The organism is Methylomonas sp. MS20 (assembly GCF_050275925.1).
Taxonomy (GTDB): Bacteria; Pseudomonadota; Gammaproteobacteria; order Methylococcales; family Methylomonadaceae; genus Methylomonas; species Methylomonas koyamae_A.
This window is the reverse complement of sequence record NZ_CP189962.1, coordinates 813062-824931: the sequence shown is the minus strand read 5'-3', so window position 1 is coordinate 824931 and position 11870 is coordinate 813062. Positions and strand designations below refer to the sequence as shown.

Genomic DNA, 11870 nt, shown 5'->3' with positions numbered 1-11870 from the left:
AAAGGCCGGCGGTAAAATACCGCCAGCCCGGTTTGCTGGGCATTCGCTGCCCAAGGTGCTGTCGAAATAATTATTTAATTTCGACAGTTGCGCCTGCGTCTTCCAGTTCTTTCTTGGCGGCTTCTGCTTCTGCTTTGTTCACAGCTTCTTTGACAGTCGTAGGTGCACCTTCGACAGCGTCTTTTGCTTCTTTCAAGCCCAAACCGGTCAATCCGCGTACAGCTTTAATGACCGCGACTTTGTTTTCACCGAAGCCGGTCAAAATTACATCAAATTCGGTTTGTTCTTCGACAACCGCCGCCGCAGCAGCCGGAGCAGCTACCGCGACTGCAGCAGCCGCGGATACGCCAAATTTTTCTTCCATTGCAGAAATCAAATCAACGATTTCCATGACAGTCATGTTCGCGACTGCTTCCAAAATATCTTCTTTTGAGATTGCCATTCTTAATTCCTCTAAATTTAATACTAATTAACTGGTTAAGGCGATAGTTATGCCGCTTCTCTCTCGTCTCTGATAGCCGCCAAGGTTCTGGCGAGTTTCTCGACGGGGGCTTTCATGACCGACATCAGCATACTGATGCCCTGATCACGAGTCGGCAGTCTGGCCAAGCGCTCCAGTTCGGAACCATCAAATGCTTGACCACCGATCGCAACAACCTTCGCAACCAGTTTATTGTTTTCTTTCGCGAAATCGCTTACCAATCGCGCGGCGGCGCCTGGATCTTCCATTGAAAATGCGAGGATCAGCGGTCCGACCAGACCCTCCTGCATACATTCAAATTCAGTTCCCGCAACAGCACGTTTAGCCAATGTGTTCTTGACTACTCGCAAGTAAACGCCCGTTTCTCTCGCGGTTTTACGCAATTTCGTCAATTGGGTAACGGTCAATCCACGATATTCCGCAGCAACTGCGGAGTGGGCTTTGGCGGCGAATTCAGCAACTTCCTCTACGACAACTTTTTTGCCATCTAAATTGAGTGCCACATTTTTCTCCAATTATTTTCCGATGTGATATCAGAAACAATAAAACGCATCTTTGCGATGCTCCTTACGGTCCCTTTCACCATCGATGGTTCCAGCTTCCGTCTGCGTAGGATGATTAAGCTTTCGCCCCTACGGTCTTTGACGGTTGCCGTTTACCGGCAACCCAAAGTCGTGAATGTGATTAGATATCGACGCTGCTTTGGTCGATAGACAAGCCTGGCCCCATTGTCGAAGACAAGGAAATCTTTTTCAGATAAACCCCTTTCGCGGCGGTCGGCTTTGCTTTTTTAAGGTCGGCAATCAAAAACTCCAGATTTTGTTTAATTGCCACTTCATCGAATGAAACCTTACCGATAGAACAATGAATAATGCCAGCCTTATCCGTCCGGTACCTAACTTGACCCGATTTTGCGTTTTTCACGGCAGTAGCAACATCAGGCGTCACCGTGCCGACCTTCGGATTTGGCATTAAGCCTCTTGGACCCAGGATTTGACCAAGCTGACCGACGACCCGCATCGCGTCGGGAGACGCAATAACCACATCGAAATTCATTTCGCCGCGCTTAACTTGTTCGGCTAAATCGTCCATACCAACGATATCGGCGCCAGCTTCTTTAGCGGCATCGGCATTGGGGCCTTGGGTAAAAACCGCCACTCTCACGGTTTTACCTGTCCCGTGCGGCAACACGGAAGCACCACGAACGTTCTGATCGGATTTTCTAGGGTCGACACCAAGATTAACGCTAATATCGACTGATTCGTCGAATTTGCTATTGGCGAATTCTTTTAACAAACCAATTGCTTCTGAAATACTGTACTGTTTATTTCTAGAAACTTTTTCCTTGATTGCTTTTGCACGTTTAGTGATTTTAGCCATTACACGCCCTCCACATTCAAACCCATGCTACGAGCGCTACCTGCGATTGTTTTAATCGCCCCTTCCATATCGGCCGCATTCAAATCTTCCATTTTAGTTTTCGCGATTTCTTCGAGTTGTTCGCGCGTAACGGTACCAACTTTATTGGAATTCGGCTTACTGCTGCCGCTTTTAATGCCAACCGCTTTTTTAAGCAAAATTGATGCAGGCGGTGTTTTAGTAATAAAGGTGAAGCTCTTGTCGCTGTAAACCGTAATTACAACGGGAAGAGGCAAGCCTTTTTCAACCTCTTGAGTGCGGGCATTAAAAGCCTTACAAAACTCCATGATGTTAACACCGCGCTGACCAAGCGCGGGGCCCACCGGTGGACTTGGATTTGCCTCGCCTGCTTTCACCTGCAGCTTGATGTACGAATCAATTTTTTTTGCCATTTTTCGCTCCTAAACGGGTATTAACGCTTTCCAGCTCCCCAACAAACAAAAATCCCTGCCACCTCGATGACAGGGATTTTCACAAAATCTCAATACAAGAATTAGACTTTTTCAACCTGTCCAAACTCTAACTCAACTGGAGTAGACCTTCCGAAAATCAGGACCGAAACGCGCAAACGGCTTTTTTCATAATTGACTTCTTCGATACTTCCATTGAAGTCCTTGAACGGCCCATCAACGATGCGAACCACCTCACCAACTTCAAACAACACTTTCGGGCGAGGTTTGTTCACACCTTCTTCAACCCTACTCAGTATCGCCATCGCCTCTTTGTCAGAAATCGGCGAAGGTTTATCGGAGGCACCTCCAATAAAACCTAATACACGAGGAACGTTTCTAACCAAATGCCATGTTTCGTCGTTCAACTCCATCTGTACTAGAACATATCCGGGAAAAAACTTACGCTCGCTTTTGCGCTGCTGCCCCATTCGCATTTCAACTACCTCTTCGGTTGGGACCAGAATCTTGCCGAAGTATTCGCTCAAGCCTTCGCGCTTGATTCTTTCTTCCAGGGCCTGTTTGACTTTATTTTCGAAATTCGAATAGGCGTGAACCACATACCAACGTAGCGCCATTTACTTAATCCCCAGATTCATCAAAAGCTGAACACCCCAAAACAGGAACATATCAAGCAACCACAATATCAGACCGACAATAAATACCATCAGGAACACCATCAAAGTGGTCCTGACCGCTTCGTCGCGAGTTGGCCACACGATACGCTTAAATTCCTGCTTGGCCTCAAGCATAAAACCCCAAAACTCTCTACCCTTCGCGGTCGTAAATGAAACCGCAACCGCCCCAGAAATCAATGCAACTAATCCGAGAACGCGGTAGAGAAGCTGGAAATCCGAAAAATAATAAAACGCAACGATGCCCGCTACCATAACAACCAGCGAAAAAGCCAGCTTTACTATATCGCCTACCGAGGTAGCTTCTTCTGCCTGTGCGTTCATTGCTTGACTAAAGATGTAAGTAAGAAAGAAACCCTGGGTGGCAGGCCAGGAGGGACTCGAACCCCCAACTTGCGGTTTTGGAGACCGCTGCTCTACCAATTGAACTACTGACCTATTCCAGAGAACTCATTGTGCAGTCGCCTAAAGGCAACTTATTCGATAATTGAAGCCACGACGCCGGCACCCACGGTGCGACCGCCTTCGCGAATTGCAAAGCGCAGACCGTCTTCCATCGCGATCGGTGAGATCAATTTGACGGTGACGGAGATGTTGTCGCCAGGCATCACCATTTCGACGCCTTCCGGCAATTCAACCGCGCCTGTGACATCGGTGGTACGGAAGTAAAATTGCGGCCGATAGCCGTTGAAAAATGGCGTATGACGACCACCCTCTTCCTTGGACAGCACGTAAATTTCGGCTTTAAAGTGCGAGTGTGGCTTGATGCTGTTCACGTGAGCCAGAACTTGACCGCGTTCGACGTCGTCGCGTTTGGTGCCACGCAACAAGACACCTACGTTGTCGCCCGCTTGGCCTTGATCGAGCAGTTTGCGGAACATTTCTACACCGGTACAGGTGGTTTTCTGCGTGTCGCGAATGCCGACGATCTCGACCTCTTCACCCACTTTAATAATCCCACGCTCTACACGACCGGTAACGACGGTGCCGCGGCCTGAAATCGAGAAGACGTCTTCGATCGGCATCAAGAATTTGCCGTCGATCGCGCGCTCTGGTTCAGGGATATAGCTGTCCAGTGCTTCAACCAGCTTGACGACGGATTGCACGCCGATTTCGCTTTGATCGCCTTCCAACGCTTTCAGCGCGGAGCCGATAATGATAGGGGTGTCGTCGCCGGGGAATTCGTATTGATTCAACAGTTCGCGAATTTCCATTTCAACCAGCTCGATCAGTTCCGCGTCGTCGACCATGTCGGCTTTATTCAGGAACACCACGATGTACGGAACGCCGACCTGACGAGACAGCAGGATATGCTCGCGGGTTTGCGGCATCGGACCGTCGGCGGCCGAGCAAACTAAAATCGCGCCATCCATTTGAGCGGCGCCGGTAATCATGTTTTTGACGTAGTCGGCGTGACCCGGGCAGTCTACGTGTGCGTAGTGGCGTGACGCAGACTCGTATTCAACGTGCGAGGTCGAAATAGTAATACCGCGCGCACGCTCTTCTGGCGCATTGTCAATTTGATCGAAAGCTTTTGCTTCACCGCCTTGCAGCTCCGCCATTACTTTCGTCAACGCGGCGGTCAACGTGGTTTTTCCATGGTCGACGTGACCAATCGTGCCCACGTTTACGTGCGGTTTCTTTCTTTCAAATTTTTCTTTTGCCATTGTAAAAACACCCTACACAAAACAATCAACCAAACTGGAGCTCATAACCGGATTTGAACCGGTGACCTCTTCCTTACCAAGGAAGTGCTCTACCTACTGAGCTATATGAGCAAAATAAACTTCCAGAAAATGGAGCGGGTGATGGGAATCGAACCCACGCAATCAGCTTGGAAGGCTGGAGTTCTACCATTGAACTACACCCGCGTAGCCTTCTAATTTCAAATGAAGTGGTGGAGGGGGGAGGATTCGAACCTCCGAAGGTAGAACCGGCAGATTTACAGTCTGATCCCTTTGGCCGCTCGGGAACCCCTCCTTTACTTAATCAGTCAATTATCCTCGTTTTAAACCTTTCAGTCAATATCTTTTTAAAGCCCGTAGACAAGCTCTTCACCATTAAGCATCCCTTCTATTTTGGCCGAGACAGCATCAAACAACATAGACTGCCTTGATAACACTTCCTTAGAAGGAGAGCTCAGCACATAATCAGCGACACGCTCTCCTATGTCTGGACGCCCGATGCCGAACCTCAACCTAGCAAACTCGTTTGAACCCAAATGCGCGATAATGTCGCGAAGCCCGTTATGCCCCGAATGCCCACCACCCTGCTTGGTTTTAACCACACCCATCGGTAACTCAAGGTCGTCGTGAGCAACCAGCATCGCTTCTCTCGCAAATTTGTAGTACTTTAAAACCTTAGCAACCGAAGACCCGCTTCTGTTCATAAACGTTTGAGGCTTTACCAACACCAGCATCTTATTGCCGATAACCAGCTCCCCAATCTCCGCCTCAAACCCACTTACATTTCGCCAGCGCCCACCAGAACCAAGCAAAAGATGATCGAGAAACAAAAACCCGACATTATGCCGGGTTTTTTCATACTGCCGACCTGGATTACCCAAACCAACCAGCACCTTAATCATCAAAAAACACTGTTATTCCGATTCTTCACCAGAACGAGATTTGACGATTTGTGCAACAGGATGATCATGCTCGGCACCGTGCTGGAGGGCAGCGACCTCAACACCGTTAGGCAATTTGAGATCGGACAAGTGTACGGCCTCGCCAATTTCGACCTTAGCCAAATCGACCTCGATAAACTCAGGCAACGCCGCAGGCAAACAAAGCACCTCAACATCGACCATCGCATGAGTAACAACGCCGCCTTTTTTAACACCAACGGAAACCGCCTCGTTGACAAAGTGCAACGGCACATGAACTTTCAACTTATGCGTTTCATCGATACGCATAAAATCCATGTGAAGAATTTGCGGCTTGGCAGGATGTCTTTGAATCTGCTTCAAAACGGCTTTTTCAGTTTTACCGTCGATTTTCACATCCAACACATGAGAGTAAACAGCCTCATGCTCCAAATGCTTAACAACTTCATTGTGATCCAGCACCAGCATTTGCGGGGAAGCACCAGCACCATAAATAATCGCCGGAACCTTACCGATGCGACGAACCCCTTTCGAAGCACTACTTCCAGCACTTGAGCGAGATTCCGCTACAAATTCAAATACGTTAGCCATTTATTTCTCCAAAAGCAGCACCCCAAAAGGCACTCGCCCAAAAACTAATAAAACCCTAATCCACATAAAGCGAACTAACCGACTCGCCTACGGCGATCCGCCTGATTGTTTCAGCCAGCATCTCCGCCACACTGAGCTGCCGAATCTTATCAACAGCCACCAACTCGTTACTTAACGGAATCGTGTCTGTTACAACCAACTCGTCCAAGACCGAATTTCTGACATTGTCTACAGCCGCCCCGGATAAAACCGGGTGGGTGCAATAGGCCACCACCTTATTCGCTCCGTGCTTTTTCAAAGCATCCGCAGCATGACAAAGAGTACCGGCCGTATCGACCAAATCATCGACCATCACGCAAGTGCGCCCTTCGACATCGCCGATAATATGCATGATTTCGGACACATTCGGCCTAGGCCTACGCTTATCGATGATGGCCAAATCCGCATCACCTAACCGTTTGGCTATAGCCCTCGCCCGAACAACCCCCCCAACATCTGGAGAGACAACAATCAAATTTTCGTACTCTTGCCGCCAAATATCACCCAGAAGAATGGGAGACGCATAGACGTTATCAACGGGAATTGCAAAAAAACCCATTATCTGATCGGCATGCAAATCCACCGTCAATGCTCGATCTGCTCCGGCATTACCTATCATGTCGGCAACCAGCCGAGCCGTGATAGGCACCCTAGCCGAGCGACTGCGACGGTCTTGTCTCGCATAACCGTAATAAGGCATTACCGCCGTAATTCTTGCCGCCGATGCCCTGCGCAAGGCATCGATCATCACCAACAACTCCATCAGGTTTTCGTTGGCTGGCGCGCAAGTAGGCTGGATTACAAAGACATCCCGCCCCCTTACGTTTTCTTCAATTTCTACAAAAATCTCACCATCGCTGAACCGGCCAACACTGGCCATGCCTAACCGCATATTAAGCTTCTTTACAATACCTTCGGACAACGCCTTATTGGCATTACCGGAGAATACCATTACCGAAGCTTCGTGCATTGAAGCATACTCCCAAGAGGCTACATACGAGGATTATGGCTGGGCTGCAAGGATTCGAACCTTGGTATGCGAGGATCAAAACCTCGTGCCTTACCGCTTGGCGACAGCCCAAAAATTAGATTAAACAGATCCGTGTCCGAACATCTTATGAAGCGGGGATTTATTTACCCCCTTGGCCAAATAAACCGACCAATCACCCTTCAAAGCAGAATAAACTTTCTCAGCCGAAAGCCTGCTTTCAAACCGCGCGAACACGCACGCGCCCGTACCAGTCAACTGAGATTCCGCATAACCCGATAAGGCGTCCAATGCATTCGCCACGGGCAGATACAACTCCCTAACCACAGCGAGACAGTCGTTTACGCTATCCCCTGCAATAAAGTCGCTCATTCTGATTGATTTACTATCCCGTGTCAACCTGTCAGCTAAAAAAATTTCCTTCGTGTTCACGTGACAGTCCGGCTTAATGACCACAAACCAGGATTCAGGCAATGTCATTGGCGTTAAGACATCACCCACCCCTTCTCCCCATGCGGAATGCCCGGCAACAAATACCGGCACGTCGGCACCTAAACGCAACCCCAAACACATTAAAGTTTCGGTCGACAAATTCAGCCCCCACAAGGCATTCAGCACCACCAATGTCGTCGCTGCGTCCGAACTGCCTCCACCCAAACCGCCACCCATCGGCAACAGCTTGTCCACCTGAATTCTCACACCGAACTTGCATCCGGTATGTTGCTTTAGCAACAAGGCAGCCCTGACGGTGAGATCGTCTTGCGCCGCCACGCCTGGAATCTCGGTAACCAATTCAACCACGTCTTCGTCAAGCGGATGAAATGTTAACCAATCGCACAAATCGATTAATTGAAATACGGTTTGCAGCAAGTGATAACCGTCAGGTCGCCGACCGGTAATTCTCAACATCAGGTTGAGTTTGGCCGGCGCCGGCCAACGCTCACCCCAACGATTTTCTTGAATTCTCGTCACGACAAATCCCACCGATCCACAAATAACTTTATTCGGGTTTTGTCCCGCTGCACACTCATTTTCCTCGGCAAAGCGACTCGCTCCACCTGAAGCATCTCTTGAAAAATCACTAACCACCCCAACTGAAAAAAACCGCTTGGCTGGACGGTAACCGTAGATTCCGGCTGACTCGCGCCCAACACCCAGAACCGCAACGCACTGATCGGCAGGGAAATACCCAGCCCTTCCTCTACCATCGAGTCAACATCCCCCCGAAGTTCGCGACGCGCCTCACCGTCATCGATCGCAACAACGTCGCCGCTCACGGAAATCCTAACGCGCCCTTGCGCCAATGGCCCAACCAATTCGATTTCATCGACTTGGTTGGAGTGACGCCAATTCACACTAGCCGAAACCGACTCCCGCTCGTCGACAAAGGACAAACGCCCCTCGAAATACCAACGATCTAAAGTTTGCGCCGCACCTGCGTCAGCCAGCCGGTATTCGAGAACCGGCCCCTCCGACAGCGTAGTGCAGCCGGCCAGCAAACCGAGAACGACTAACCACCAAACACGCTGATTCACTACGGCGTAACCTGGAGAAACCGCTTCTTAAACTCAAGTAAATATTCGTCGTCGGGAAATTTCTTGTAAACGCCTTCAAAAAACTCCGTGGCCTCTTTTTGCTCACCCAACGACCACAACACCTCGGCGATATGAGCGGCTATTTCGTTTTCCGCCTGCTTTTCGTAAGCCTTACGCAAATAAACCAAGGCCTGTTCCGGCTTGCCCAATTTGAACTGCAACCATCCATAACTATCGATCACAACCGCCTCATCCGGCTGCAAGACCAGGGCCTTCTCCAAATATTTCTCAGCCTCGCTATAGCGATTTGTCCTGTCTGTTAATGTATAACCCAAGGCATTCAACGCCGCGATATCATCCGGTTTCTTTTCCAAGATCTTTAACAAATCAGCTTCCAGAACATCCAGCTTGTCCAAGCGCTCGGCAACCAGCGCTCTGGCATACAAGACCTCGCGATTGTCAGGCACTTCCTTGAGCGCCTCCGACAACACACCAAACGCTTCGGAGTAATTGCTTTGTTGATTGAAGAGCTCGGCTTTGGCCAGCAACACCCGCAAGCGCCGGTCTGGATACTTGGTCTCCATCCGCCCGATTCGGCTCTCGACTTCATCGAATCGTTTCTGCGCCATCAATAGCGACAAAGCCGCCATGTCGGCGTCAAATGCGTAATTACCCTCACCCACTTTGTCGAACCAGGCAATCGCCTTGTCGGGCCGCTGACGCTCTTGTTCTATCTTTCCCAGATAAAAACTGGCCTGACTTTCCCAATCCGGGTTACTCACGAGTTTTTCTAAATAATTTTCAGCTTTGTCCGATTGATTCTGTTGCAAGTAAATAACCGCCAGCATAAACAGCGTCTCAGGATCGTCAGGCTTATCCTCCAAAACGCTTTGGCATAATTTAATCGCTTCATCGAACCCGCCGGTGTTAATCAACACCTCCAGCAACATTTTCCGCAACTGCTTGTCGTCCGGCGCCTGTTTGACCGCCTTTTCCAAAAACTGCCGGGCTTTGGCCATGTCGCCGGCACGACCGGCTAATTGCGCTTGAAAAATGACTGCTTTATTCCAGTCGGGTTGCAACTCCAGGGCTCTATCGATTTTTTGCTGGGCCAATTCGTTATTCGGCAATAATGAAGCGAACACTGCCTGAACGAACAACAAGCCGGCTTGATCGGGTCGCTGCCTGGCCAATTCGTCCAAAACGTCGTATGCGAACTGTACCCGGCCTTCTTTTTCCAAAATCTTGGCCATTTCCAACATTCCGGCCTCGAAACCGGCCGGATCATCGTTCAGCATCGCATTCAGGTGATCGACAGCCGCACTGCGGTCGCCATTTTTTAACGCCAGCATCACCGCGAATTTTCGGGCACCGAGATTTTTTCCGTCTTTCTCCAGCCAGATCGACAAAGCCTCGCGCGTGCGCCGTTCGTCCTTTAGGAACAAACCGATTTTTACCGCTCGCTCGGCGATTCGCGGATCGTTAACGCGCTTGGCCGCTTGCAGATAGGCATCCATGGCCAAATCGTATTGATTGCGCTGACCGGCCATTTCCGCCGCCATCAGCAAATACAAGACTTCCTCGTCGATCACGGTATTGCGGTTGACTCTAAAATCCAAGCCCTCGGGCTTGACCGCCGCGGCCTCGTTTTCCGCCGGCTGTTCCGGCGCTAACGCGCACCCCGACAAAGCGGAAAGTATTGCGATGCCTATCCATTTATTCATGCAATCATTCGACCCGTTTTTTCAAGAAATATGGAGCCATAGATTACCAGAAAACCGCGCCGAAACGGGGCCGGCTTTGTTTGCATTTGGACAAAAACCGCGCAGTCCTTAAAATAAGATACTTTCAGTGTGCTATTGTTCGCAGCCGATGACATTTCTCGCCGTAGGCATTAACTACAACACCGCGCCGGTAGCCGTCCGGGAACGCCTGTCGTTCCCGACGGACGTCCTGGATTTCACGTTACGGAATCTGCGGAGTCTGCGGGAAATCAACGAGGCAGCCATTCTGTCGACTTGCAACCGTACCGAGTTTTACTGTCAAACCGACAACGATAGCCAAGCACCTTTAATCGAGTGGATCGCCGACACCAAGCAAATTCGGCCGGCGGAGTTTACGCCCTATTTGTACAGCTATAAAGACAGCGAAACCATACGCCACATGTTTCGCGTAGCCTGTGGCCTAGACTCGATGATACTCGGCGAGCCGCAAATTCTCGGCCAAATGAAAACCGCGTACCACGCGGCTTATCAGGCCGGCACGCTGGGCAGGAATCTGAGCAAGTTGTTTCATCACACATTTTCCGCCGCCAAGAAGGTTCGCACCGATACCGCGATCGGCTCCAGTCCGGTATCGGTCGCGTTTGCCGCCGTGCAACTGGCGCAGCAAATCTTCGATAAACTCAGCGAACAAACCGCACTGCTGATCGGCGCCGGCGAAACGATAGAATTGACCGCTAGGCATTTGTATCAGCACGGCATCGGCCGTGTCATCATCGCCAATCGCACCTACGACAAGGCCCACGCCCTGGCAATGCAATTCAACGGCTATGCGATCGCGCTATCGGAACTACCCGACCATCTGGCCGAAGCCGATATCGTCGTCTCCTCCACCGCCAGCCAATTGCCGATTCTAGGTAAGGGCCGGGTCGAGAGCGCCATCAAAAAGCGCAAGCATAAGCCGATGTTCATGGTCGATCTCGCGGTACCCCGCGACATTGAAGCCGAAGTGTCGCAATTGCGCGACGTCTATTTGTACACCGTCGACGACCTGCAAAATACCGTCAACCAAAACATGGACTCGCGCCGCCGGGCCGCAGAGCAGGCCGAGGAAATCATCGACACCCAGGTCGAACACTTCCTGGCCTGGTTACGTTCGCAAGGCGCCCAAGAAACCATTCGCGACTACCGCCGGCAAGCTGAATTGGCGCGCGACGAAGCGTTACAAAAAGCCGTTCAGCAGCTCGGCAACGGCGCATCCGCCGAAGAAGTGTTACAGCGCCTGGCCCACACGCTGACCAATAAACTAATCCACACGCCCTGCGCGCAATTGCGCGAAGCCGGCGCCAACGAGCGCCACGATCTTATCGCCGCCTCGCGCGAAATTTTCAAATTACGTTAACCCTT

At 50.5% G+C, this 11870-nt stretch carries 14 protein-coding genes and 5 tRNA genes; 1 reads left to right on the top strand and 18 read right to left on the bottom strand.

Going from position 1 to position 11870, the window contains the following annotated elements; genetic code table 11:
• Positions 1 to 70: 70 nt before the first annotated feature.
• From rplL to ACQE3D_RS03545, 18 genes are all read right to left on the bottom strand, one after another.
• Positions 71 to 442, bottom strand: a complete 372-nt coding sequence (rplL, locus tag ACQE3D_RS03630; protein WP_064023905.1) for a 50S ribosomal protein L7/L12 — start codon at positions 440 to 442, stop codon at positions 71 to 73.
• 47 nt (positions 443 to 489) lie between these two features.
• Complete coding sequence (gene rplJ, locus ACQE3D_RS03625) at positions 490 to 984, bottom strand: 50S ribosomal protein L10 (RefSeq protein ID WP_064023910.1); 495 nt, start codon at positions 982 to 984, stop codon at positions 490 to 492.
• Positions 985 to 1165: 181 nt separating this feature from the next.
• Entirely contained in the window at positions 1166 to 1861 is a 696-nt protein-coding gene (rplA, locus tag ACQE3D_RS03620) for a 50S ribosomal protein L1 (protein ID WP_064023906.1), read from the bottom strand.
• Positions 1861 to 2292 (bottom strand): 50S ribosomal protein L11, encoded by a 432-nt coding sequence (rplK, locus tag ACQE3D_RS03615; RefSeq protein WP_064023907.1) that lies wholly within the window; start codon positions 2290 to 2292, stop codon positions 1861 to 1863. Before rplK ends, rplA begins: the two co-directional genes overlap by 1 nt.
• 101 nt (positions 2293 to 2393) lie before the next feature.
• The gene (gene nusG / locus ACQE3D_RS03610; RefSeq protein ID WP_064023908.1) at positions 2394 to 2927 is read right to left on the bottom strand and encodes a transcription termination/antitermination protein NusG; all 534 of its coding nucleotides are present in this window, start codon (positions 2925 to 2927) and stop codon (positions 2394 to 2396) included.
• Positions 2928 to 3308, bottom strand: coding sequence for a preprotein translocase subunit SecE (gene secE / locus ACQE3D_RS03605; RefSeq protein ID WP_281022269.1), 381 nt, complete (start codon positions 3306 to 3308; stop codon positions 2928 to 2930). It abuts the gene before it with no gap.
• Positions 3309 to 3346: 38 nt separating this feature from the next.
• A tRNA-Trp gene (locus ACQE3D_RS03600) sits at positions 3347 to 3422 on the bottom strand.
• 38 nt (positions 3423 to 3460) lie between these two features.
• The gene (gene tuf / locus ACQE3D_RS03595; RefSeq protein ID WP_281022268.1) at positions 3461 to 4651 is read right to left on the bottom strand and encodes an elongation factor Tu; all 1191 of its coding nucleotides are present in this window, start codon (positions 4649 to 4651) and stop codon (positions 3461 to 3463) included.
• Between the two features lie 35 nt (positions 4652 to 4686).
• Positions 4687 to 4762, bottom strand: a tRNA-Thr gene (locus tag ACQE3D_RS03590).
• Positions 4763 to 4781: 19 nt separating this feature from the next.
• Positions 4782 to 4855 (bottom strand) — tRNA-Gly (locus tag ACQE3D_RS03585).
• 24 nt (positions 4856 to 4879) lie between these two features.
• Positions 4880 to 4964: transfer RNA gene (locus tag ACQE3D_RS03580), tRNA-Tyr, on the bottom strand.
• A 52-nt stretch (positions 4965 to 5016) separates the two neighbouring features.
• Positions 5017 to 5571, bottom strand: a complete 555-nt coding sequence (gene pth / locus ACQE3D_RS03575) for an aminoacyl-tRNA hydrolase (RefSeq protein WP_313729061.1) — start codon at positions 5569 to 5571, stop codon at positions 5017 to 5019.
• Between the two features lie 12 nt (positions 5572 to 5583).
• Positions 5584 to 6180, bottom strand: a complete 597-nt coding sequence (locus ACQE3D_RS03570; protein WP_082885371.1) for a 50S ribosomal protein L25/general stress protein Ctc — start codon at positions 6178 to 6180, stop codon at positions 5584 to 5586.
• A 55-nt stretch (positions 6181 to 6235) separates the two neighbouring features.
• Positions 6236 to 7189 carry a ribose-phosphate diphosphokinase gene (locus ACQE3D_RS03565; protein WP_064025744.1) on the bottom strand — a complete coding sequence of 318 codons (954 nt, stop codon included), beginning with the start codon at positions 7187 to 7189 and terminating at the stop codon, positions 6236 to 6238.
• 36 nt (positions 7190 to 7225) lie between these two features.
• A tRNA-Gln gene (locus ACQE3D_RS03560) sits at positions 7226 to 7300 on the bottom strand.
• A gap of 9 nt (positions 7301 to 7309) precedes the next feature.
• A complete protein-coding gene (gene ispE, locus ACQE3D_RS03555; RefSeq protein ID WP_313729062.1) occupies positions 7310 to 8179 on the bottom strand; it encodes a 4-(cytidine 5'-diphospho)-2-C-methyl-D-erythritol kinase in 870 nt (289 codons plus the stop codon).
• Positions 8176 to 8742 (bottom strand): lipoprotein insertase outer membrane protein LolB, encoded by a 567-nt coding sequence (gene lolB / locus ACQE3D_RS03550; protein WP_064025740.1) that lies wholly within the window; start codon positions 8740 to 8742, stop codon positions 8176 to 8178. Before lolB ends, ispE begins: the two co-directional genes overlap by 4 nt.
• Positions 8742 to 10466, bottom strand: a complete 1725-nt coding sequence (locus ACQE3D_RS03545; protein ID WP_313729063.1) for a tetratricopeptide repeat protein — start codon at positions 10464 to 10466, stop codon at positions 8742 to 8744. The genes lolB and ACQE3D_RS03545 overlap by 1 nt, the downstream gene beginning before the upstream one ends.
• A 148-nt stretch (positions 10467 to 10614) precedes the next feature.
• Between ACQE3D_RS03545 and hemA the strand changes: the two genes are divergently transcribed.
• Positions 10615 to 11865, top strand: coding sequence for a glutamyl-tRNA reductase (gene hemA / locus ACQE3D_RS03540; protein WP_313729064.1), 1251 nt, complete (start codon positions 10615 to 10617; stop codon positions 11863 to 11865).
• Positions 11866 to 11870: the final 5 nt, after the last annotated feature.